This window comes from Bacillus sp. T2.9-1 (genome assembly GCF_950097965.1).
GTDB lineage: Bacteria > Bacillota > Bacilli > Bacillales > Cytobacillaceae > Niallia > Niallia hominis.
Genome location: NZ_CATNHG010000106.1, coordinates 1 through 24955 on the forward strand (window position 1 = coordinate 1; position 24955 = coordinate 24955).

23 protein-coding genes are annotated in these 24955 nt (G+C 34.6%); 3 read left to right on the forward strand and 20 right to left on the reverse strand.

Annotated elements, in window-relative coordinates:
* Positions 1–148: 148 nt before the first annotated feature.
* Positions 149–394 carry a hypothetical protein gene (locus QQZ16_RS15330; RefSeq protein ID WP_284561497.1) on the reverse strand — a complete coding sequence of 82 codons (246 nt, stop codon included), beginning with the start codon at positions 392–394 and terminating at the stop codon, positions 149–151.
* A 246-nt stretch (positions 395–640) separates the two neighbouring features.
* Here QQZ16_RS15330 and QQZ16_RS15335 point away from each other — a divergent pair, with 246 nt between their 5' ends.
* Together QQZ16_RS15335 and QQZ16_RS15340 are read left to right on the forward strand one after the other, a co-directional pair.
* Positions 641–1741, forward strand: coding sequence for a M24 family metallopeptidase (locus tag QQZ16_RS15335; RefSeq protein ID WP_284561498.1), 1101 nt, complete (start codon positions 641–643; stop codon positions 1739–1741).
* A 204-nt stretch (positions 1742–1945) separates the two neighbouring features.
* A complete protein-coding gene (locus QQZ16_RS15340; protein WP_284561499.1) occupies positions 1946–2560 on the forward strand; it encodes a cupin domain-containing protein in 615 nt (204 codons plus the stop codon).
* Between the two features lie 144 nt (positions 2561–2704).
* On the opposite strand, the gene QQZ16_RS15345 is transcribed toward QQZ16_RS15340, so the two are convergent.
* A complete protein-coding gene (locus tag QQZ16_RS15345) occupies positions 2705–2851 on the reverse strand; it encodes a hypothetical protein (protein WP_284561500.1) in 147 nt (48 codons plus the stop codon).
* Positions 2852–2961: 110 nt separating this feature from the next.
* On the opposite strand from QQZ16_RS15345, the gene QQZ16_RS15350 reads away from it, so the two are divergent.
* Positions 2962–3402 (forward strand): universal stress protein, encoded by a 441-nt coding sequence (locus tag QQZ16_RS15350; RefSeq protein ID WP_031534929.1) that lies wholly within the window; start codon positions 2962–2964, stop codon positions 3400–3402.
* Between the two features lie 260 nt (positions 3403–3662).
* Here the strand turns inward: QQZ16_RS15350 and argH are convergent, their stop codons facing one another.
* From argH to QQZ16_RS15440, 18 genes are all read right to left on the reverse strand, one after another.
* A complete protein-coding gene (argH, locus tag QQZ16_RS15355) occupies positions 3663–5054 on the reverse strand; it encodes an argininosuccinate lyase (RefSeq protein ID WP_284561501.1) in 1392 nt (463 codons plus the stop codon).
* On the reverse strand, positions 5051–6259 hold the full coding sequence (locus tag QQZ16_RS15360) for an argininosuccinate synthase (RefSeq protein WP_284561502.1): 1209 nt from the start codon (positions 6257–6259) through the stop codon (positions 5051–5053). Before QQZ16_RS15360 ends, argH begins: the two co-directional genes overlap by 4 nt.
* Positions 6260–6609: 350 nt before the next feature.
* Positions 6610–7116 (reverse strand): MogA/MoaB family molybdenum cofactor biosynthesis protein, encoded by a 507-nt coding sequence (locus tag QQZ16_RS15365; protein ID WP_284561503.1) that lies wholly within the window; start codon positions 7114–7116, stop codon positions 6610–6612.
* Positions 7117–7135: 19 nt separating this feature from the next.
* Positions 7136–9451, reverse strand: a complete 2316-nt coding sequence (helD, locus tag QQZ16_RS15370) for an RNA polymerase recycling motor HelD (protein WP_284561504.1) — start codon at positions 9449–9451, stop codon at positions 7136–7138.
* Positions 9452–10270 carry an EcsC family protein gene (locus QQZ16_RS15375; RefSeq protein WP_284561505.1) on the reverse strand — a complete coding sequence of 273 codons (819 nt, stop codon included), beginning with the start codon at positions 10268–10270 and terminating at the stop codon, positions 9452–9454.
* A gap of 192 nt (positions 10271–10462) precedes the next feature.
* The gene (locus QQZ16_RS15380; RefSeq protein ID WP_284561506.1) at positions 10463–11653 is read right to left on the reverse strand and encodes an acetate kinase; all 1191 of its coding nucleotides are present in this window, start codon (positions 11651–11653) and stop codon (positions 10463–10465) included.
* A gap of 265 nt (positions 11654–11918) precedes the next feature.
* Complete coding sequence (locus QQZ16_RS15385; RefSeq protein WP_284561507.1) at positions 11919–12908, reverse strand: class I SAM-dependent methyltransferase; 990 nt, start codon at positions 12906–12908, stop codon at positions 11919–11921.
* A gap of 191 nt (positions 12909–13099) precedes the next feature.
* Positions 13100–13600 carry a thiol peroxidase gene (tpx, locus tag QQZ16_RS15390; protein WP_284561508.1) on the reverse strand — a complete coding sequence of 167 codons (501 nt, stop codon included), beginning with the start codon at positions 13598–13600 and terminating at the stop codon, positions 13100–13102.
* Positions 13601–13778: 178 nt separating this feature from the next.
* Positions 13779–14231 (reverse strand): GerW family sporulation protein, encoded by a 453-nt coding sequence (gene ytfJ, locus QQZ16_RS15395; protein ID WP_031534948.1) that lies wholly within the window; start codon positions 14229–14231, stop codon positions 13779–13781.
* 18 nt (positions 14232–14249) lie between these two features.
* On the reverse strand, positions 14250–14936 hold the full coding sequence (locus QQZ16_RS15400) for a DUF2953 domain-containing protein (RefSeq protein WP_284561509.1): 687 nt from the start codon (positions 14934–14936) through the stop codon (positions 14250–14252).
* 255 nt (positions 14937–15191) lie between these two features.
* A complete protein-coding gene (locus QQZ16_RS15405; protein ID WP_031534952.1) occupies positions 15192–15755 on the reverse strand; it encodes an RDD family protein in 564 nt (187 codons plus the stop codon).
* A gap of 11 nt (positions 15756–15766) precedes the next feature.
* Positions 15767–16780 carry a signal peptide peptidase SppA gene (gene sppA, locus QQZ16_RS15410; RefSeq protein ID WP_284561510.1) on the reverse strand — a complete coding sequence of 338 codons (1014 nt, stop codon included), beginning with the start codon at positions 16778–16780 and terminating at the stop codon, positions 15767–15769.
* A 91-nt stretch (positions 16781–16871) separates the two neighbouring features.
* A complete protein-coding gene (rarD, locus tag QQZ16_RS15415) occupies positions 16872–17798 on the reverse strand; it encodes an EamA family transporter RarD (protein WP_284561511.1) in 927 nt (308 codons plus the stop codon).
* Between the two features lie 721 nt (positions 17799–18519).
* A complete protein-coding gene (locus tag QQZ16_RS15420) occupies positions 18520–20121 on the reverse strand; it encodes an amidohydrolase (RefSeq protein WP_031534958.1) in 1602 nt (533 codons plus the stop codon).
* 149 nt (positions 20122–20270) lie between these two features.
* On the reverse strand, positions 20271–21845 hold the full coding sequence (gene mbcS, locus QQZ16_RS15425; protein WP_031534960.1) for an acyl-CoA synthetase MbcS: 1575 nt from the start codon (positions 21843–21845) through the stop codon (positions 20271–20273).
* 186 nt (positions 21846–22031) lie between these two features.
* Positions 22032–22238, reverse strand: a complete 207-nt coding sequence (locus tag QQZ16_RS15430) for an alpha/beta-type small acid-soluble spore protein (RefSeq protein WP_031534962.1) — start codon at positions 22236–22238, stop codon at positions 22032–22034.
* Between the two features lie 138 nt (positions 22239–22376).
* Positions 22377–23585, reverse strand: coding sequence for a tRNA uracil 4-sulfurtransferase ThiI (gene thiI / locus QQZ16_RS15435; RefSeq protein WP_284561512.1), 1209 nt, complete (start codon positions 23583–23585; stop codon positions 22377–22379).
* The gene (locus QQZ16_RS15440) at positions 23582–24727 is read right to left on the reverse strand and encodes a cysteine desulfurase family protein (protein ID WP_031534966.1); all 1146 of its coding nucleotides are present in this window, start codon (positions 24725–24727) and stop codon (positions 23582–23584) included. Before QQZ16_RS15440 ends, thiI begins: the two co-directional genes overlap by 4 nt.
* Between the last annotated feature and the right edge of the window lie 228 nt (positions 24728–24955).

Below are 24955 nucleotides of genomic sequence, written 5' to 3' on the forward strand. Positions count from 1 at the left end.
CTCCAAGTAAAGTGACAAAGTGCCTGAACTATTTCCAGTAAAGAACCAATATCAAATTAATGAAAAAGTGTTAAATTTAATATGGATAGGTGTTTTATATATGTCTCATTTGGCTAGGTCAGTTCACACCATACTAGCTTTTTTCACTTTATTGATAATAATATATTTTTTTCTTTTTCTGTACTTTTTTAGATGATTTTTTCACTATTCTTGATTTTTTGGGAGTATATAGTAATGCAGTTAAATTTCCTGCTATCACCATCAAGGCAAAGGCTAGCCAAGTAATCGAGAATATTCCTTCTGCTCCTTCGGAAAATGGGGAAAGTCTTGGCATGCCATAGTATAAAAAGACTCCACACAATAAGATACATAATAAATATCTATTTTTATTCATAGTCGTAAAACCTCCTTGTTTCCATACTATGCGGACAAGGGTTAAAAAAGTATTTAAAAATCAGCAAATTATTATACTAACAATAATTAGCATAACGATCTGAAAAAATTTAGGGAAGCTCAATATTTACATGCTTGATTTTAGTTGTTACTCTTATAAGATAAGGAATGCATTCACCTAGTCCTACGGATAAAACGTAAGAATAACGAATCCTATATTTTTTAAGAAACACGGAGGTTGGTTTAATTGGAACAAAAATTAGAGTCTTTAGCGAATTGGATGAAGCAAGAAGAAATTGATTTCACTTTTCTCACATCAACAGATAATATTTTTTATTTTAGCGGATTTTATAGTGACCCACATGAAAGATTATTGGCTTTGATTGTGTTCCCAGAAAAAGATCCCATATTGGTTTGTCCTTCTATGGAAAAAAATGATGCGAAAAACGCTGGTTGGGATCATGACATCATCGGATATAGTGATACCGACAATCCTTGGGAAACCATTCAAACTATGGTTGAAGCTCGAACAAGCAGTAGAAATAAAGTAGCTCTTGAGATGGATCATATGAATGTTGCTAGATATCACGCACTGCAGACTTCTTTCCCTACTATCCAATCATATGTTTCTGCCGAAGAAAAAATTAATACCTTACGTATGATTAAAACTGCTGATGAACTAGCAAAAATAAAAGAAGCTTGTAAATGGGCGGATTATGCTATAGAAGTTGGCTGTAATGAAATTGCGGAAGGTAAATCAGAGATGGAGATTCTCGCAAGTATTGAATATGAATTAAAGAAAAAGGGGATCGGCAAAATGTCCTTTTCTACTATGGTACTTACCGGTATAAATGGTGCTTCTCCTCACGGTAATCCTGGAGAAACTCAAATAAAAAAAGGGGATTTAGTTTTATTTGACTTAGGGGTAGTTGTGGATGGTTACTGTTCAGACATTACTAGAACTGTTGCATATGGAGATATTAGCGAAAAACAAAAGGACATCTATGACACAGTTTTAAAAGCACAGCTTGCCGCAATTGAAGTATCTAAGGCTGGAGTTTCATGTGCAACCATTGACCAAGTTGCACGTAACACAATTAGAAATGCAGGGTACGGAGAATTTTTCCCACATCGTTTAGGTCACGGATTAGGTATTAGTGTTCATGAATTCCCTTCCTTAACGGAAACAAATCCCTTGTTACTACAAGAAGGCATGGTTTATACAATTGAACCTGGAATTTACGTTCCTAATGTTGCAGGAGTTCGAATTGAGGATGATGTCTACGTTACAAAAGAAGTTGTGGAAATATTAACGAAATTTCCTAAAGAGCTTCAAGTAATCTCATAAGCTATAACAAACCTTCATGTTCCATAAGGAATAGCTAATTATTTCCTTATGGAACACCCTTCTTTACCTTTCATTCTATTTCATCGTTACTCTTCTATCATACGAATTTTCTATAATCTGTCTCCATTTAGATGCGGTACTTGCACTTATTTAAAAAATACATCATAAAATACCTAGACTTTAAGGGGAAGAAGGGTAAATAGAATGGTGAAATATATGGATTATACAGATCCAAAAACATCATTTACTTATGATGTAAATAAGAGCAATTTTTTTAAAAGAGATAATTACAACTATATTAATGTCTTAGGAGAGCAACAATTAAATTCATTGGAAAATGTATCATTACTAGATATTTATTTAAGTAAAGATATAGTAGTGGAACCACATGTACATCAAAATGCTGCTGAACTCGTTTATTGTATTTCTGGTTCTGCAACGGTGTCGCTATTAAATCCATTTTCGAAGGAAATCCAAAACTATACAATTACAGCAGGTCAAGTCGCGAATGTTCCTCAAGGATGGTGGCATTATGAGATAGCGAATACAAATAATACTCATCTTTTAGCTATATTTGACGCACCTACACCTGAAGCTATCTTTGGCTCTGATTTACTTCGTCTAACACCACCCGAAATAATGGCTCATACTTATTCCATGGACGTAAATAAATGGAAATCTACTATCTCGCCTATTAATCAAACAACCATTCTCGGTCCATCGATTAACAGAAGTAGTCAAAGGGACAATTACCCAGCTCACACTTATCCTCCCCAGCCAACTTATCAACATCCTTACCAATTCCCAAGATATTATTAATAATAGAATCCATACCCTTGATTAAATCTGTGCAATTTCTACTGCTCCATTAAATCTGATTAATCGAAGGAAATTACACCTAGCAATAAAATAGACTGAACACCATTTGTTCAGTCTATTTGTTCTTTCACTCACTATGAAAGTTCACTTTCGACTCTGTTTCTTTTCAGGATCCAAGAAAGCATCAATAGCACCATCATTATAGGATTCCATTACTTGTGCGGTTACTTCTTCTCTTCCTTTTTCATCAAATTGAAAATCATGGTTGGTACTTCCGTTTAGTTTATCCATTTTCTATTCCTTCTTTCCTTAATTTCTTATCTATTATCTGATTGAAAAGTTAAACTTATGCATGAAATGGGTATATAATAGAAGTAGATTAAATAAAGGAGTGAACGCTTATGAACGTAAACTATCAAAACATTATTGTGGCAGTAGATGGTTCAGAAGAAGCAGACAAAGCAATGAAGAAAGCGATTTCAATCGCGAAAGAAAATAACTCTAGGCTTGTCATTGCTCACGTTATTGATACAAGATCGTTCGCAACAGTGGCTGCATATGATCAGTCCATTGCAGCGAAATCAGATGAATTCGCAAATGAGTTATTAGATAAATATGTAACCGAAGCAACAGCTGAAGGAATACAACATGTAGTAAAAGCAATTGAATTCGGATCACCAAGAGCAGTAGTTCCACGAGAGGTTGCAAAAAAATACGAAGCAGATTTAATTGTTTGTGGAGCAACTGGATTAAATGCAGTTGAGAGATTTATCATTGGAAGTGTTTCGGAAGGAATAACAAGAAACGCACCTTGTGATGTGCTAATTGTGCGAAATAGTTAAGTGAAAAATTAAGTATAATAGCAAATGCACAGGGCTATACGGCCCCTTTCTAGCATACAGCAATCAAGAGAAAAGATAAGGATACTTATTATAGGGAATGGATTGTGGCAAGAGGCACCATCGCTCAGCTCACAGGTATTTACACTAAACGTCAAATATCCTTTAAAATGCATATCCTTTCGAACGGTAAAAAGGAATATTCTATTCGATTGCAAAGTTGCATTCAAATAGAATATTCTTTTCACTTTGCAAACAAATTATTACTTCACTTCTTCTTTTTCTAAAATGCAAAGCTTTGCCTTTTCGATTGCTTTCTCGATTTGTTTAAATCCAGTTCCTCCCGCACTATTTCGTCTTTCTACTGCTGTTCTTGGATTTAGGACATGGTAAATATCATCTTCAAATAAGCTGCTTGCCTCTTTTAACTCATTTATACTTAAATCCTGTAAATAGCAATTTTTATTCACACAATACAAAACCAATTTTCCCACTACTTCATGTGCTTCTCTAAATGGCATCCCTTTATCTGATAAATAATCAGCTAGTTCCGTTGCATTCGAAAAGTCATTTTTTGTTGCCTTTTCCATTCCTTGTTCATTAACCTTCATTGTTTGAATCATCCCTGCAAAAATACGCAACGAGCCGACAACTGTTTTTACTGTATCAAACATTCCCTCTTTGTCTTCCTGCATGTCTTTATTATAGGAAAGAGGTAGTCCTTTCAGTACAGTTAATAATCCCATTAAGTTACCATAAACCCGTCCCGTTTTTCCTCTGATTAATTCGGCCATATCCGGATTTTTCTTTTGCGGCATGATACTACTTCCCGTCGAAAAACTATCGTCCAATTCAATAAATTTAAATTCTTGAGAAGACCAAAGGATAATTTCTTCACTAAAACGGGAAAGATGCATCATTAAAATAGAGCTAGTTGACAGAAATTCTAGGATAAAATCACGATCACTTACTGCATCCATGCTATTTTCATAAATGGAATCAAATCCAAGTAAATCAGCACTATATACACGATCAATAGGAAAAGTTGTTCCTGCTAGAGCACCTGCACCTAGTGGAGACAGATTGATTCTTGCCAAATTTTCCTGATATCTTTGTTTATCTCTTTCAAACATCCAAAAATACGCCATTAAATGATGTGCAAAAGAAATAGGCTGTGCACGTTGAAGATGTGTATAGCCAGGCATTACTGTTTCGATGTGATTTTCTGCCTTTTCTAAAAGAGCAACCTGCAATTCATTTAATAATTGAATGATTAATTTCACTTGTCTTCGTAAATAAAGATGCATATCTGTAGCTACCTGGTCATTTCTACTTCTTCCAGTATGTAGCTTTCCACCAACAGGACCAATTAAATCCGTTAACTGACTTTCTAAATTAAGATGAATATCTTCTAGTTTTACAGAAAACGTTAATTCATCATTTTCTGCTTGTTTTTTTAGTGTTAGCAAACCATCTTTAATTTTTTCCGCATCTTCAACAGGCAATATTCCTGTTTTAGAGAGCATAGCCACATGGGCTATGCTCCCTTCGATATCTTCTAATACTAGTTCTTGATCAAAGGAAATGGAGGCACCAAATTCATCCACCCATTCCTCCGCAGATTTTGTAAATCTGCCTCCCCATAATTTCTTCACACAGTCACCTTCTTGCCATTTTCCACAATGCTTTGAACCTTTGTTGGAAGTCCCCAAAGTTTAATGAAACCTACTGCTGCTGCATGATCAAACTCATCGTCTGAAGTATACGTAGCAAGTTTTTCATCATATAAAGAATTAGGTGATTTTCTTCCTTCTACTATCGCATGTCCTTTAAATAATTTCACACGAACAGTTCCCGTAACATTTTTCTGTGTTTCTTGCAAGAACGCTTGTAAAGCTTTTGTTATTGGAGAGAACCAAAGTCCTTCATAAATAACTTCTGTAATTTTCTTTTCAATTACTGGTTTAAAATGCGCTACTTCTTTGACAAGTGTGATATCCTCTAATTCTTTATGTGCTTTAATAAGTGTCAAAGCACCTGGACATTCATACACTTCTCTAGATTTAATTCCTACTAATCTATTTTCTACATGATCTATTCTACCAACACCATGTTTTCCAGCAATTTTGTTAAGCTGAAGGATTAGCTCAGAAAGGGAATAAGAGATGCCATCAATGCTAACTGGAACACCTTCTTTAAATTCAATTTCAATAACATCTGCTTGATTAGGTGCATTTTCAAGACTAACCGTTAAATCATATGCCTCTTCTGGAGGAGCAGCCCAAGGATCTTCTAGAATACCACATTCATTGCTTCTTCCCCATAGATTTTGGTCAATAGAAAATGGACTATCTAAGTTAACAGGTATCGGAATATTTTTATCTTTTGCATAGGCAATTTCTTCTTCACGAGACCATCCCCATTCACGAACAGGGGCTAGTACTTTTAAATTTGGGTTTAATGCTTGAATCGATACTTCAAAACGCACTTGGTCATTTCCTTTTCCCGTACATCCATGTGCGACTGCGACAGCATTTTCCTTTTCGGCCACTTCTACTAATTTTTTCGATATTAAAGGTCTTGATAATGCAGAAACTAGTGGATATTTCCCTTCATAAAGGGTATGTGCCTGCATAGCAGTAAGTGCAAAATCCTGTGCGAATTCTTCTTTTGCATCAATTACATAAGATTGAACAGCCCCAACTGACAATGCTTTTTGTTGAATAAAGTTTAAATCTTTTCCTTCCCCAACATCTAAGCAGCAAGCTACTACATCATAACCTTGATCTTGTAACCACTTTATTGCGACAGATGTATCTAATCCACCTGAATATGCTAAAACAACTTTTGGATTTTCCATTACCTAATTCCTCCTATATGCGAATAAATATTCATTTATTTATATTTTTATTCAAAAAACTATATGTATCACTTTAACAACTTTTTCTAATAATTTCAATAGAATTTTTATAAAAATATAAATTATTTCATTTTTATACATACCTATTTCTTTGCCATCCTAATTTATCTCCTTGTACAGCTAAATCATTTTAAATCCTTCTATCTCGAAGTCTATAATTTATGCATTAATTTATACATTTTCTTATTAGAAGTATAGATAATTTTATTTACAATGAAAGATATATCTTTATTTAAACAAAAAAAGGTCAGCAACCTCTTATATAAGAGGTTGCTAACCTTACTCATCCATTATTTATGCAATTCACTTACTACATGGCTTAATTCTGGAAGAACTAGCTTCTTCATCGCAAGGCGTACTGCCCCAGTTGATCCGGGAGTTGAAAAAACGACCTTATTATGAATGGTACCAGCAATTGCTCTTGATAAAATGGCACTAGAGCCGATATCTTCTGTGTAGCTTAGCATGCGAAAAAGTTCTCCAAATCCATACAATTCTTTTGTCAGAAGTGGCTTTATCGCTTCAATTGTCACATCTCTTGGAGAAATGCCAGTACCTCCGTTGAGAAGGATACAATCAATTTTCCCTGATTGTAGTCCTTTAACTATTTCCTGTTGAATTCGTTGTTTATCATCATTAATAATAATGTAATCTTCTATAGAGTGATTATCTTGTTCTAATAATTCAATCATCAGTTTGCCACTCTTATCGGTTTCGATTGTTCTTGTATCACTAACCGTTATCACTTTACAGCCCACTTGCCAGTAATGATTGTTGATATGTGTTTGTTTATTCATGCCTTCCTCCCATTTAATTCTATCTGTTTATCTCTACTGTATAATGCTGCTCATCCACTTTATCCAATAATAAATCTGATTTTTCCCTAGTTAATAAATGAAGTCGGTGCATTGGTCTTGTCATTGCTACATATAATAGTTTTAAGTCTATTTCTTCTTGTGTAAAACTCTCACTTAAGGTGAAGAGAAATACTGCATCAAATTCTAATCCCTTTGAAAGATAGCTTGGTACAATGATCAAATAATTTTTTTCTAACTCTTCATTTTCTCGTAAGAATTGAACATTTGGAATTTTTCTTTTTTGCATTTCCTTGAATATACTCTTACACTCTTCTTCTGTTTTGCCAATGATAGCAATAGAGTGAAAATCTTCTTCCTGTAATCCCTCTGCTAATTGAACTATTTTATCTACTAAAGCTTCTTTATGCTCATACAAATGAACAGTCGGTTTTTCTCCATGACGTACAACAGGTTTTACCTTTGGTAAATCTTCATCTAGTAAATGCAGAATTTCATTTGCTAAAAACATAATTTCTATTGTAGTACGATAGCTTTTTTGCAAGGTCATATAATTAGCTCGTGGAAATACAGTTTGCTGCAGTGTATTCCAGTTTTGTAACCCTCGATACGAATGAATGCCTTGTGCTAAATCTCCAACGAGGGTAAACATATCAGTCTCCAATCCTGCTTTTAATGCATATAATTGAAATTCGCTATAATCCTGTACTTCATCTATCACGATATTCTTAGCGCGATATTCTTTATCAATACCAAAGATTTTATATTGCAAATAAAATAATGCCCCAAGATCCTCGATTTCTACTTTCTTTTGCTTCAATATCCTCTGCTGAAAGGCAATCATATAATCCAATTGCTTTTCTGATAAGGAATCCTCTGTATATTTTCGAAGGAACTCCTTATCAGAAAATAATCGGCTATAGTATCCATATAAATCATTTGTCTGCATCGTTTTCATATAGTTTCTAACGGCAGTCGAAGCTTCTTTTTTTACATTGGCTATTCGTTCTTGCTTTGTATCCAAAAAGTAGACTACTTTCTCTTTTCGCTTATCATCCTCTTTAATCCGCAAAGCACGATCCAATGCATCTTCATATTTATCTTCTAGCTTATTTAGAATCACTTTCTTTTTCCGCTTCAAATCTGCTTGCAAAATCCCCTTTATTTTCTCTCTCCGTTTCATTAATGGAAGGTAGTCATACTCCTTCTTAAATAATCGTTCTAATTTTTTTGCCCCATATAAAGGGAATTTTTCCACACGGAACTCTTCCTTTGGGCTCATTTCATTGCAAATATCAATCAGATAATTATCCATTACTTTTTTATAAGCTAAAGAACCTTTATACCGAGAAAACCACTTAATCATTTCTTCTTGTTTATTCTCATGATTTATAAATGATAGGAGTTTTTTATTGGACTGGATTACTTTCATTTTTTTCCCAATGCATAATAGGACATAGTCCAGAAAAGTCGTTTGTCGTATCTTTTCTACGCCTAAGTCTGGCAATGCCTCTGCTATATATCCTATAAACATATTATTTGGCGCAATAATCATTAGCTGCTCTGGTTGAAAATATCGAGCATAGTTATAAATAAAGTAAGATATTCGGTGTAAGGCAATAGTCGTTTTCCCACTACCTGCAGCTCCCTGCACAATAATCGGCCGGTTTAAATCGGCCCGAATGATTTCATTTTGTTCTGCTTGGATAGTGGATATAATTTCAGTTAGACGCTGATCAGCTTTACCGGCAAGTGATTGCTGTAATAACTCATCTGTTGTTGTTAGGTCAATATCCTGAAAATGAATCAATTTTCCTTTTTCGATTTTAAACTGTCTTTTTAAAGATAAATACCCTTCGATTGTTTCTTCATTAACTTCGTAAGCAACTTCTCCAAGGCGTCCGTCATAATAAACATTCGCAATTGGAGAACGCCAGTCTACTATAATTGGTTTTTGCGTATCTTTTTCGTACAAAGAGGTCTTCCCTAAATAATAAACATCTTTTTGTGATTTGCCCTTCATTTGATAATCAATCCGTGCAAAATATGGTGCATCTAAAATCCGTTTCAAAATATTTAACTCTGTTGTTGCTAGCTGTAAAAACTTACTGTTTGTTAAATAATTGATATAACTTAAACTACTATCAAGAGCTTCTTCATTACTAATAGCATCTCTTACGGTTTCCTGTAATGCACCTTGATTAATTTGAGCCTCTTTTAAGACGATATTCATGTAGTTTTTTGTGTATTCAAGTCTACTTTTTTCCTGTTCCAGTTCATCTAATGAGTAATCTTCCATGTTTATTCCTTTCTCCATTTATCCATTCTCTTTCCGTTTACTTAATAAATAGCATTTTTGATAATAATGATGTGCTAATTCTGTAATATTTCTCGTAAATCGATAGTTTGCCGCAGTCCCAATTACAGCTCCGGTAAGGGACCCTTTATAAAACTGAAGAAAACAAAGCTTTATTAGCTCTGTCATTAACGTATGCAACATCTTTTCTTGGACAATTTCATCATTGCCATTATAAAAGAAAACATGTTGTTCCTTCTCCTGCTCAATCATTAATTCATCCCAAGCTTGCACTCGGTAAGGATATGGCAAGCATCCTGCACAGAATACTTTCAATGTAGTCATAATTTCATTCGGACTATCTGCTGGTCTCCCATATATTGAAGCTAGAACCTGTACAGAGCGAAGATTGATAATAACCATGGAAAGAAAATCTCCCAATAGAAATCCTGTATGCTTCGATGCTAATGCTCCTTGAGCGGAAGCAAGTATTCTATAATTTGCCATTTGTTTATTTGCAATTGCATGTAATTGGTCAATATTTAATTTTTTCATGTCTTTTAATGTGAAGATGGATTCATTATGCACTCTTGCCTGATGCATTAATTTTTGTGCGGTATTTCGTTGAAAGGTGGAATTAAATAAGATGGCATGAAGATGAAATAAGATGGTATCAAATGAATGTAAAATTTTTTGTTTGTGCATATCGGGTATATAGGATAAAGCACTGTCTATGGAATCAGAATAAAGATGGAGGATTTTATTTGGACGACCATTTCTTAATTCTGATTCCCATTTCTCTATCTTTTCCATATAATAGTTTTCTGCTTTAGAAAGCATGTAATCCCCCCTAGTTCATACCGAATCATTCCTTATTTTACTAAAAGAACCTATGGAAAGACAATATATTTTCATTTGAAAGGTAGTCGTTTTAGCTTAGCAGAAAAAAGACAATCTTCCTCGCATCTGTTCTACGAAAAGATTGTCTTTTTATTAGATAATGGTTACAAACCTTACATGTCTATAGTTAACTTAAATTCCAGCAAATCTACAAACGTCTCTTGCAATCATTACTTCCTCATTTGTTGGAATGACCATTACTTTTACTGGAGAGTGTGGATAGTTAATAAATGACTCTTCCCCAGAAATTTTATTTAGTGTTGGATCCCAGTAAACGCCCATGAATTCAAGACCTTGTAGTACTCTAGCACGAACGATTTCACTATTTTCACCAATACCAGCTGTGAAGATAATTGCATCTACACCATTCATACCTGATGCATATGATCCAATATATTTATGGATGTTATCTGCAAATATTTGTAATGCAAGCTCAGCACGATCGTTGCCTTCTTTTGCTTGCTCTGTGATATCACGTAAATCACTTGAGAAACCAGAGATTCCTAAAAGTCCACTCTTCTTATTTAACACTTGTAACACTTCGTCAGCAGATTGATCTGTTTTTTCCATGATAAATGGAATTAATGCAGGATCAATATTACCAGAACGAGTTCCCATTGTAACACCAGCAAGAGGAGTGAATCCCATAGAAGTATCCATAGACTTCCCGCCTTCAATAGCTGCAATACTTGCACCATTTCCTAAGTGACAAGAAATTAAACGTAATTGGTCAATAGGACGACCTAATAATTCAGCCGCACGTTGAGAAACATACTTATGGCTTGTCCCGTGGAAACCATATTTACGAATTCCATATTGCTCGTAATATTCATATGGAAGGCTGTATAAATAAGATTTTTCAGGCATTGTTTGATGGAACGCTGTATCAAAAACTGCTACAGCTGGAACATTTGGCAATACATGTTGGAATGCAGTAATACCAGTTAAGTTAGCAGGATTGTGTAAAGGTGCTAATTCAGATAAAGTATCAATTTTAGCGATAACTTCATCTGTAATTAATGCTGAATCAGCAAATTCTTCCCCACCATGAACGACACGATGACCAATTCCTTCGATTTCATCTAATGATGCAATGATACCTAGCTCTGTTAACTTTCCTAAAAGGATTTTAACCGCAACATCATGATCAGGAATTTCTGTGATTTCTTGGATTTTTTCACCGTTAACAGAAATATTAAAAACAGCATCATTTAACCCAATTCGCTCTATTAAACCTTTTGTAATTACTTCTTCACTTGGCATTTCAAACAATTGAAATTTTAATGAAGAACTACCAGCATTAATCGCAATAACTTTTGCCATAAAATGTTTTACTCCCCTTTTGTATAACAACTTTTATTTACTTTGTCTGACATTGAACAGTTCGAATCATACAACAGACAATATTTACTTCTTTCAGTTTTTCATTAAAACATTCTACTAGAAACATTTCAAGCACATTATGCCCAGTTATTCATTTTTTTTTAGAATTTCGTCGATTTTTCGAAAAAAAGACATATTTACGTCGATATTCTTCTATACAATAGAAGAAATCTGTTTTATAACACTTATACAGAAATTTATGTTGTTATGCTTTTTTATTTGATTGAATCCATGTGTCCAATTCGCTTAAAACCTGTTCCATTCCACGCATATTGGAGAAGCTAGGCACTTTTGCAAGTAAAACTTGTTTCGGTGCAACTATATTATTCCCCTTTTTCTGCAGAATCAATATACTTTTTGCCGACTGTTTATTTTTGAAAAGCGTTTCCGGCAATTGCATAATCCCCTGTATGTGTACTTCTTCTTTAATATAATCATGCAGATTTGCAGCTTGTTCGGATTCAAATAAATTGTTTGGTATAACGAAGAATGCATAGCCACCTGGTTTTAGATAATTCATGCTTTGCTCTATAAATAAATGATGTGCATATGTATGCCCATTATTTGATTTGACTTTAAATTCATTAGAACGAACATCATTCGGATAATAACCAACTGGTAAATCACTTACAACAACATCTACTGGATCAATAAATAAATGCTCTAAACTATCCTGGTTAAAAAATTCAATTGGCTGTTCCTGTAGATTTGCATTTACAAGTGCTAGTTGTAATAATAAGTCATCAATATCTACACCATATGCAGCTATATTCTTCCCTTGCTGGTGATTCATAACAGTAGTTAATAAATTACCGGTTCCAACCGCTAAATCTAACAAACGCAGTTCCACTTTCGTACAAAACTTTTGCACTAAATAGCCAAAAAGAATGCCGATAGAATCAGGTGTCATTTGATGATTTGGTTGTGTATTTTCTTTCATCCCTTTTAAAATGACAAGTTGAAAAGCTTTGCGAATTTCTTCTTTTGTGTATTTGGCCAATTTGATTTCTTTATAGGCATTTCTTAATCTTTTCTTACTTAATTCACTTAATTCTTCCTGTAATATAGCTTCTTGAAAGATATTTTCTCCTGTTAAAGCTAATGATTCTAAATACGTATATTCCAATTCTTCTTGAATAATTAATGCTGTTTCATTAAATACTGTAAATAATTCTTCTACTGGAGAAATGTTCATCTATTATCACCTAATTTATTGTAGATTTCTAAACATAAATTTTCCGTTACATAACTATCTCTGAATTTTGCATAATAGGATACATCCAAATAAAAAGAGCCTGTCCTTTATATAGAAGGCCAAACTCTAGCTTATCATACGGTTAAAAATTTAACCAGATAATCGATTGTATTACCTATAAGTTATTATCGTTATTTCGCTGCTTTCACTGCTGCTATCGCTGCCTCGTAGTTCGGATGGTTGCTGCCCTCACTAACATATTCAACGTAAGTTACAGTATCAGTTGAATCAACAACAAAAATAGCACGAGCTAACAATCGCAATTCTTTCATCGCCACACCATATGATTCTCCAAAAGATAAATCCCTGTGATCTGATACAGTAATAACATTGTCCAAGCCACTTGCAGCACACCATCTTCTTTGAGCGAAAGGTAAATCAGCACTTACTGTTATTATCTCCACATTCTCAAGTCTAGCTGCTTCCTCATTAAATTTTCTTGTTTGAGTATCACAAACACCTGTATCAATAGAAGGGATAACACTAAAAAGGCGGACCTTTCCCTTTGAGCTTGCTAATGTTACCTCTGACATATCATTTGCTAACACGGTAAAATCTGGAGCTTTGTCTCCGACTTTCACTTCATTTCCAATCAATGTTACCGGGTTATGCTTAAACGTTATATTTGCCATTGCCTCTCCTCCATTTTCGATTTCATTCTATGTATTTACTACCATCATATCGATAGTTTTTTTTATTTGCAAAAAAAACGTACTTTCTTAAGAAATATAATTGGCTTTTTTTATAAAAAAAAGGAAACGAGTCCACTATTTTGTGTGAACTCGTTTAAACTACATCTAATTGATTTTTTTAAAACTCAATATCTTCTTTCGGCTGGTTTGTGTGAGCGTTGTTGTTGCTTGATTCAGAAGATGAATCTTTTTTAGCGAACATTTGTTGAATCTTATCAACAGCTTGTGGAGCAATGTCCAATATTTTTTCGTATAGATGGGTACTTTCATCTAAGTGCACCATTTTTACGCCCTCACCATTTACAATAAGAAAAGCAATTGGAGTAATACTTACTCCCCCACCACTTCCCCCTCCAAAAGGATGTTTAGTCAACGAATCATTTAATGAATGATTTTCAAGTGTGAATTCACTACCACCAGCAGCAAATCCAAATCCCACTTTAGATACGGTTAAGATGACACTGCCATCAGGTGTTTCAACAGGATCGCCAATAATCGTATTGACATCAATCATTTCTTTTAAGTTTTCCATTGCAGTTGTCATTAAGCCTTGAATTGGATGATCTGACATTTTCCCATTCCTCCATTGCTATTGTTTACTTGGAATAGATGGTTCACTTGTTTTAAACTTTGGAAAACCATCTTTCCAATATTTAACCAGTTTAATTCCTGCCATCATAGCATGCCCTATCCGAAATTGAATCATACAAGAAAATAATGTTTCAGAGGCCATTCCTTGAAATTGTGGATATATGTTGATTTTGGGCATGTCTTTAAGCTTCATATAATTACTAATAATGCCAATAATACTTCCTTTAACAGCCCAAATAGCACCAGAAATCATTCCAGTATGTGCTGCATCTCCTAGACCAACAATCGAGCTCCATTCGATATGCTTAATTGTTAGTTTTGCTAAAAATGACCTTACTATGCGATGAAACTGTACAACATGGTTTAATAATTCTTTTAAATTAGATAAAAAAATTAATAAATCAGAGGCGGAAAATTGCTTTGTTTCCTCTACAGTTTCCTGTTTACCCTGTAATTCCGTCTCCTCTTTCATCACCAGTGTTGGAGAGTCCTCATCTATTTTTATCAAAGGAATGGTTTTTTTGTATTTTATGAGTCCAAACAATGCTCGAAGCTCTATCTTTAAATCATCATTATCTTTCTTATGATAATAGCGTATATGTATCGTTAATTTTAAAAAACACAGAAAAATAAGCACTAAAAAAAGAGCACCAATAATAAGACCAATTATGGAAAGAACTTTCACTTTGGTAACACTTCCCTTCAGCCTATTATTATTGGATAAAATATGAAAAAATAAACCTATTTCTTCCTGATTCTTTTCTATGCTATGGAATTAGTATTCAAAAATAAAAACTAGGATGTGACAAAACGAAATAACCAATTTACTTTTTTAAAAATCATCTTTCCAAAACACAAAAAACGAACACTAATGCATACCAACTGCATAAATGTCCGTTTTTATTATTAGTTAAAACTTATGTCCCAACCTCGGTTCCTATTATCGATCATGAATGACTGCTGTATCAGCAAATAAATCATGAAGACCTTGTTTCTTCGGCAAGAAGGCAACTAGCGCATATAAAATAATAAAGCTGCCAGAGATAAATCGACCAATCCATTCACGGAAAAGGATAGTGTCCCATGTTAATCTTTCTTTGTTCATCGGTATAACCTTCAAGCCAAAAATCATCTTTCCTAACGTTTGTTTTAAAAACAGTGTCATTAAAACAAAATATAAATAAAACGTAATGGCCGTACAAATGTTAACGGTAGAAAAAATACTCGATTCATGTAACGGTACATCTATTATTCTTAAAATCGGATAAATAAGAATACGATTAACGCTCGATACAATCACTATATCTGCTAAATAAGCCCAAAAGCGCATCCAAAAGCCGGCATATACATACGAAACTTTGCCTTTAGAATCTAACTTACTATCACCAACATTCAGATTTTGTTCCTTTGATTCAACGGTTTCATTTAATGATACCGTTAATTCGGATAGTTCCTCGTCCTTCAGGGAAGATTCTGATTCTATATTTTCACGGTTATTACTCATTTGTCCCCCTCCTATTCTGCATATAAATACATTAGTCGAGGCGAGTTAGCATTGGTGACAATCTTTAGTATATTTGCTAATTCTTTATCCTCACTTGTAATTAATTTTTTGGCAGTCATTCCAAATAGGGAAGCAAAACCAGTATTGTCGGTATAGGTAACGACAGCTGCGTCCTTTAAATCATAGTCATTTTTCATCTGTTCTACTACATCATCAAAATAGCCAAAATCGTCGATTAAATTTAGTTCCTTCGCCTGTCTACCATCGTAAATCCGTCCATCAGCGATTTTCTTCACTTCTGCCTCTGTCATTCCTCGACCATCAGCAATAACCTTAACAAAACCGGCATAAGAATTATCAATTAAATTTTGTAAAATCTCTCTTTCATCCTCTGTCATTTCTCTTGTAGAACTCATGATATCCTTATATTTCCCACTCTTAATTGTGACAAACTCTACTCCATACTTTTCAGCCAGCCCTTCGAAATTATATCCACTCATAATAACTCCAAGTGAGCCTGTTAATGTTTCCGGACTAGCAAAAATTTTATCAGCAGGTGCAGAAATGTAGTACCCTCCAGACGCTGCCATAGATCCCATTGATACGTATATTGGTTTTTTTGATTCTTTTTGAATTTCTACTAATTTATCATGGATTTGTGCACTTTCTACAACTCCTCCACCAGGAGAATTCACTTTCAAAATTACACCTTTTACACTAGGATCCTCTTTTATGTAATTTAATTTTTCGATAAAGGAAGTATGATTATAACCTACAGTCGAAAAAAGAGATTCGGCATCTCCAGTATCTTGAATGGTCCCAGACACTTCCAGTACAACTATCTTCTCAGAGAAATCTCCGTCCTCTATGTATTCTTCTACATATGGTCCTTCCCCTTCACTAAGAAATTGTCCAAATAAATCTTCTACGTCCGTTGTGAACGCTACAGATACCATACTGGTAATAATGGAAAAGACAAAAATAATACCAGCTATCCCTAAAGCTGCCCAACGTTTTCCACTCATTACTTATAACCCCCTATTATTTCTTTCTATTTCTTATACGTATAAGTACCGATATTGTTTCAGGAAAATGTCGGATTACTTAAAAGATTCTTTACGCTATTCCCTTTGCTTGCTGTTGCTTTTTTGAATTAGAGAATAGTTTTGTTTGTGATAAAGAATAAATGGATAATGCTGACCAAATAAATATAAATGCCAATAAATGAGAGGTAGTAAATGGTTCATGATAAACGAATACTCCAAGTATTAGTGTTAATGTAGGTGTTAAATATTGAATGAACCCGAGCATGGATAGCGGAATCCTTTGCGCTCCTTTTGCAAAAAACAACAATGGCACTGCTGTTAACACACCAGAAATAATTAATAAGAAGTCTAAACTAGTAGATACAGCTAAAAATGCATGATCTCCTTTTAAAAATAAATAGCCAATATACATTAAGGCAAATGGAGTAATAAACATGGTTTCCAAGGTTAATCCTACATCCGAATTAATTTTGATTAATTTCTTTGTTAATCCATATAAGCCAAATGTTAATGCTAATGAAATAGCAATCCATGGAAATGCTCCATGAGCAAAAGTAATAAAACAAACTCCAATCGCAGCTAATCCTACAGAAACATACTGTATTTTAGACAATTTCTCTTTCATTACAAAAATGCCTAATAATACACTTACCAGTGGATTTATATAATACCCTAGACTCGTTTCGATTATTTTATTCGCATTTACAGCCCAAATGTAGATAAACCAATTGCAGCTTACTAATATAGATGCAATAAACAGCATGATACCCTGTCTTTTCTGGTGCTTAAATGATTTTAATGTTTGAAAGAATAATTCCCATTTACGAGTAAATGTTAGTAAAATGCACATAAAAATAAATGACCAAAAAATTCGATTTGCGAGAATTTCATCTGCCCCAACTCCTTGCAGATGCTTCCAATATATCGGGAATAGTCCCCATATTAAGTAAGATATACCAGCAAATATTACCCCGTTTTTAATGTTGTTTTTCTCCATCTTCATCGCTTCTTTCCATATTCGAAATATTCCATATTATATATATTATTTTGGTAACTGGCAATCTTTTTTAGAAATGTTTGTCAAATCCAGCCAAAAGAGACTGGGACAAAACTAAATAACTAATCTTTAAAGACGAACAATCTCTAATTTAGCTCTTAAATAATGCTACTTTATCTATGTTTTTAAATATAGTTAAGTGTATAAAATAAGTCGTTCATTGTGCTACAGATGCACGGATACGCCGGAGAGGAAGCTGAGCCTCACTACGCGACCACTGAAAAACAGATAGCTATTGATGATTGGTCGTAACCGCCTTTTAAACTTAGATGTGCAAATTGTTTTCCGAGGTGACCACATGACTCATTGGGGCGAGCGCTGAGCCGCTTCGTCGCTCCGCTCCTGCAGGGTCTCGGACTTTCTCGCTGCTCCCATAGGAGTTAAGCGGTCACCTCTCCAAACCAACTTAATATTCGCTTTCAAATAAATAAATTCTTATTTAATTTGGAAAAACTATACTTTTTCAGTGCCCTCATCACTGCGTTGCTGGTTCTAAAGCTTCTCTAATTCTCGCAAAAGTCGAGCGTCCTCTGCTCCATTTCACTTCGTTTTTAAACCTTTTTCTAAAAAATAAACACGAACTATAATGTAATCTAATTACATTATAGTTCGTGTTTGTTGTTGGTTGAAATACTTATGTCCCTGCCTCTTTCACTTGTTATTACTTTAATCGATCATACATTATTTCATTTCCAACAATTGTTTTTGTTACTTCTATTTTATCTATTTCACTTGGACTTACTTCAAAAATATCTTTATTCAATACAGTAAAATCTGCTAAATAGCCTTTTTCAATTTTCCCTCGATCTTCTTCATGACAAATGGCATAAGCACTTCCTTTTGTATAAAGGCTCACTGCTTCATATACTGTTAACGCCTCTTCTGGAAGGTATCCGTTTCCTTCTATGTCTTCTGCATTAGTTCTTGTAATAGCTGCTTGAATTCCTACTAAAGGATTTGCACTTTCAATTGGGGCATCAGAACCTCCTGCACAATGTAATCCCTCTTTTAATAATGTTTTCCAGGCATAACAATAAGCTAGATTTTCTTTCCCCAGTCTATCTATTACCCAAGGAAAGTCTGAAGTTACAAAGCTAGGCTGGATATCTAATATTAACGGCAAGTCTTTCATACGTTCCATTAAATCCTTGCGAAGCATCGTTGCATGAATAAGGCGATCTCTTCCAAATCCTTGTAAAGGATGTTGTTCAATAGCTTGTAAGACCATTTCAAAAGCTGCATCGCCTATTGCATGTACAGCAATCGGAACTTCTCTCTTCCTTGCCTTTTCTACTAATTCATTTAATTGTTCTTGTGAAAAAATGCTTACTCCATTTGTTGAAGGATCATCAAGGTATGGTCTACTTAAAAGAGCGGTTCTTCCACCAAAAGCACCATCAGCAAATATTTTCATACTGCCAAGCTCCACCCATTCGGTACCACCTAGATATTTCCCACCATCATGTATCATCTCATCAAATACTTCATGATGCACAAGCAAATGGGCTCTAAAGTGATTTCCTTCTTCTTCGATTACTTTTTTATAGGAACGATATGTTCCTTCATAGCCATGATAATAGTGTAAGTCTTCAGTATGAGCTCCAGTTAGTCCTAACTTATAGGCATCTTTAATACCTGCTCGCAATGCTCTTTCCACATATTCATCGGTTACTTTAGGCAAGACTCTTGTTATTAACTCTTGTGCTTGATCTTTAAAAACTCCAATAATCGTGCCTTCCTCATCCTTCTCCATAACTCCACCAATTGGAGAGGAAGTATCATTTGTAATATTGGCAATTTTTAAAGCATATGAATTTACTGCGATTGCATGCTTACATATACGATTTAGGAGGACTGGATGGTTTGGAACATACTGATCAATATCTATAGAAGTCAGTACCTGTTGCTCCTGCCACATATTTTCATTCCATCCATCTCCTATAATCCATTGCCCTTCTTCTATATTCTCTGCATAATTAGCTAGCAACCGCAAAGCTTCCTCTTTTGATGTGCAAGTGGATAAATTTAATCTTAATAGCTTTTCCCCATGCCCAACTAGGTGCATATGACTATCTACAAATCCCGGAAGGAGAACTTCACCTTCTAAGTCTATTTTTTCTTGTATCCTTCCTTCGTATTTTTCTTCCAAGTACTTTTTATCGCCGAAATCCACGATATATTGCTCCTCTGTAAAAATTGCCTCAACTACTTGTCCTTCCTCTTTAAGCGTATACATCTTCCCACCATAAATCAGTTTCCCCATGCAAATCCTCCTACTATCTTAAATTTCGATTGAATGGCAATAAACTCTATAAATCATCAGTTCTGTTTTATTAAAAAGGACACTAACTTTAGTGCCCTTTTTAATACCTTTCGCACTCTGTTTTGAGAACGAGAAGTTTATTTTCTTCTTTAGTTGCTACGCTCTTCTTTCTCTCGTAATTCCACTCTTCTAATTTTCCCTGAAGTCGTTTTAGGCAATTCTTCCATAAATTCGATTTTACGTGGATACTTATATGGAGCCGTTAATTTTTTTACATGTGTTTGCAGTTCTTTTATTAATTCTTCTGTTCCTTCTATTTTATCTCGAAGAACTATAAATGCTTTCACGACATTTCCTCTAATTGGGTCTGGACTTGCCACTACCGCACACTCTTTAACTGCTTTATGCTTAACTAAAGCATCTTCTACTTCAAAAGGTCCAATCGTGTAGCCAGAGCTAATAATAATATCATCTCTTCTGCCTTCGAACCAAAAGTAACCATCCTCATCTTTCTTAGCACGATCACCAGTGATATAGTAATCTCCACGGAATTGATTTTTTGTTCTTTCTGGTTCTTTTAAATATTCTTTAAATAATGCAGGAGTATCTTTGTGTACTGCGATATCTCCAACTTCCCCTACTGAACAAATTTCTCCATCTTCATTTATGATTTCGACGCTATTTCCTGGAGTTGGTTTCCCCATAGATCCAGGGCGTAATTCTACTCCCTTTGTGATCCCTACTAATAACGTATTTTCCGTTTGTCCATATCCATCACGGACATCTAGTTGGAAATTCGCTTTAAATACATCAATAACTTCTCTATTTAGTGGTTCTCCAGCAGAAACTGCGCTTCGTAATTGATCTAATTGATACTTTTGAATATCTTCCACTTTTGCCATTAAGCGATACTCTGTTGGCGTACAGCAAAAAACATTTACTTCATATTTCTCCAAAAGCTGCAGATATTTATCCGGGTTGAATCTTCCATGATAGACTAGTCCAATTGCACCAGATCCTAAAACAGATAATAGTGGGCTCCAAACCCATTTCTGCCATCCTGGACCTGCCGTTGCCCATACAAGGTCACCTTCTTCAATATTCAGCCAATTTGGTGCTGCTGTTCTGAGGTGAGCATATGCCCAACCATGCGTATGTACGACACCTTTTGGATTTCCAGTTGTTCCTGATGTATAGGAAATAAATGCTGTATCTGACTTATGTGTACTTACCAGTTCTAGTTCATCTGAAACCTCCAGTACTCGCTCATCTAAAAGCATCCAACCTTCTTTTGCTTCACCTAATACAAAACGTTTAATAGTATGTATTTCTTCCACTAATTCTAATTCCTCTAAAAATGGATAATAGCTAACTACCCCTTTTACTTCTCCATGCTTAATGCGATATTGTAAATCTTTTGCGCGAAGCATTTCTGAACTTGGAAGGACAGTTATTCCCAGTTTTAAAGCTGCTAAGTATACCTGATAGGCTTCTATTATCCTTGGAACAATAACAAGAACAACATCTCCTTTTTGTAGGCCCTCTTCTTTGAAAACATTTCCTATTCTATTTGCTGCTTTCATTAAGGAGGAATAAGTAACTTCCTTTGTTTCGCCCTCTTCATTCTCCCATTTTAAAGCAAGTCTATCTGTATTTTGGGCAAATTTCTCAATCTCCGAAACAAAATTATATTGTTCTGGAGCAATTAAATCCTCCGTCCGCATATGTAGTCTCCTCCTGTTTCTAAAAGTAAATACTTAACCCATTATACTACCCTATCTCCAATTTTTGAATTAATTAAATTTCGTTCCTTTAAGGAGCCAATCTTTTACCAATAAAAGCAAAAAATAGGCCTACATAAAGAAGAAGCAAGGCATGATGCCTTGCTTCTTGTAGCCATTACTATTCAATTATTTAGAGAAACCGCCGCCTAATTGTTGTTCAGCCATTTGCACTAAACGTTTAGTGATCTCACCACCAACAGAACCGTTAGCACGAGAAGTTGTTTCAGCACCTAAGTTTACACCAAACTCAGTAGCAATTTCATATTTCATTTGATCTAGAGCTTGAGAAACCCCAGGTACTAATAATTGATTTGAATTGTTGCTGCTTGCCATGTGTATCACCTCCTTGTGATAATAGAATGTGTAATACACATAGCATTCATTCGTTCTTTTTACTGGTAATTGTTCACAAAAAAACAGGAAATTTTTGTATCATACCACTTCTCCCTTATGGCGGTCATGCAAAACACTTTAAAAAAGTGAATCTATTTCGGTCTCCTTCTTCTTCTCTTCCCTTTTAAGGATAATCGTTTCAATATGATTAACTGCTTCTTCAATCAATGGTTCAAAGTCAGTAAAGCTTTCATAATATTGTATTTTTTCTTTTTTTGGTTTAGTCTTAGGCGATGCCGGCACAAATACCGTGCAGCAATCCTCATATGGACGAATAGAGATATCATGTGTATCAATTTTTTTTGCCCATTCGATTATTTCTGTTTTATCTGTAGTTATTAAAGGTCTTAAAATAGGTGTGTTTGTTACATCGTTGATTGCATACATACTCTCTAATGTCTGACTAGCAACTTGCCCTAAGCTTTCGCCCGTGATAATAGCCAGCGCTTCTTTTCTTCTGCGAATTTCATCTGTTATTCTTAGCATAATTCTTCTCGTTGCGGTCATTGTATAATTTTCTGGAATCTGCTTATGAATTAACTGCTGAATAGTTGTAAATGGAACAATATGCAACACAAAGTGACCATTAAAACTTGCAAGCTTTTCCGAAATATCAATTACTTTTTGTTTTGCTCTTTCACTTGTAAACGGAGGACTAAAGAAGTGTACCCCTTCAACTTCTAATCCTCTTTTCATAGATAAATATCCTGCTACCGGGCTATCTAATCCACCAGATAACATTAGCATTGCTTTCCCGCTCGTTCCTGAAGGAAGCCCCCCCGCCCCTGGAATATTTTCACAGGAAAGATAGATTGCTTCTGTTCTAACTTCAATCTGAACATTTATATCAGGATTTTTAACATCAACTTTTAAACCAGAGATATTTTTTAGCAAATGCCCACCAATCGCCTGATTAATTTCATTTGTATCTAGTTCAAATTCTTTGTCAGCTCGTCTTGCACTTATTTTAAAGGTACATCCCTCTTTATATAAAGAAGAAACAATATCTAAAGCAGCTGCTTTTACTTTCTCTATATCCCGCTCAAGCTTTACTGCTGGGCTAAAGGATTGAATACCAAAGATGTTTTTAAGCACTTTAGAAATTTCCTCTTCCTTTTCACCATTTAACATTACATACATTCTTTCTCTTTTTGCTTCAATTGAAACAGATGGATAGCCCTCTAGAGACTTTGCAATTGTTCGTTTTAGTTTATCTACAAATTGCTTTCTGTTTCTCCCCTTCGTAGATAGCTCTCCATAACGTATTAAAATACGATCATATTTCACTTCATTACCCCTCTCAACCATTCCTGAATATCTTTTATAGCTGCAATTACGCTTTCCATTTCTTCTATTGTATTCTCATAGGATAAGCTAATTCGGAACGAGCTTTCTGCAAGCTGTTCTGGTACTCCTATTCCTAATAATGTTTTACTAATTTTATTTGTCTTTGATGAACAGGCACTTGTAGTGGATATATATATATCACGTTCTTCTAATGCATGAACAAATACTTCTGCCTTTATTCCTTCGATGGAGAAGTTAACAATATGAGGTACACTTTTCTCTGCTGCTGGCGTATGAATGGAGATACCTTCTATCTTAGATAATTCCTCACGCAAATAAACATTCAACTGTTTCAGAATAGGCAGTTTCTCTTTTTGATTTTGCAGCTGCATTCGTAATGCCTTGGCAGTAGCAACTGCACCAGCAACATTCTCCGTTCCGCTGCGAAAAGTATTCTCTTGCCCGCCACCTGCCAATAAAGGTTCTATTCTTTTTCCTTCTTTTATATATAAAACCCCATTTCCTTTTAAGCCATGAAATTTATGGGCAGAAATGGTATAAGCATCTATGTTTGCCTTATTTATTGAGAGGGCTTTTTTCCCAATTCCTTGAACACCATCTACATGAAAAAATATATTTGGATAATTGGTTAATCGTTTACCGATTTCCTCAACTGGCTGAATAGATCCTATTTCATTATTTACATGCATAATAGAAACAAGGATGGTTTCTTTGCGTATATTTTTGATTATATCCTCGATTGATACTTGACCAAACTCATCGACAGGGACATAAGAAATAGTGAAACCGTCATCTTCTAATTGCTCCATTACTTTGTGAATGGAATCATGTTCAATTGCTGTGGTAATAATATGATTCCCTCTACTTTTATATGAACGAGCAATTCCTTTTAAAACGGTATTATTTCCTTCTGTACCACCTGAGGTAAAAAATACTTCATTGCTTTTCACTTCTAAAAGTCCCGCAATTTGTTCTCTTGCTTGTATTAACAGCTTCTCTGATTCCATTCCTATTCGATGGATTGAGGATGGATTTCCAAAATATTTTTGGGATACAGTCGTAAAAGACTCAATAACCTCTGGAAAAGGCTTAGTTGTTGCACTATTATCTAAATATATCATTACATTGGAATTTCCTTTCCATTATAAAAATTCGTTAATCCGCTTTTCCTTTAGCGACAATCATTTTCACTCACATAACGTTATAATTGTTACGTCTTTAACTCTCTACTTTATCCTCTATAAAGCGGAATAATATTCACTAATCGAAGTTTCACTTTATTATGCTACCAAAAAACTTTTTCAAATAAAAGAATAAGCTTCATAAAAATTCATTATATCTATTCTTAC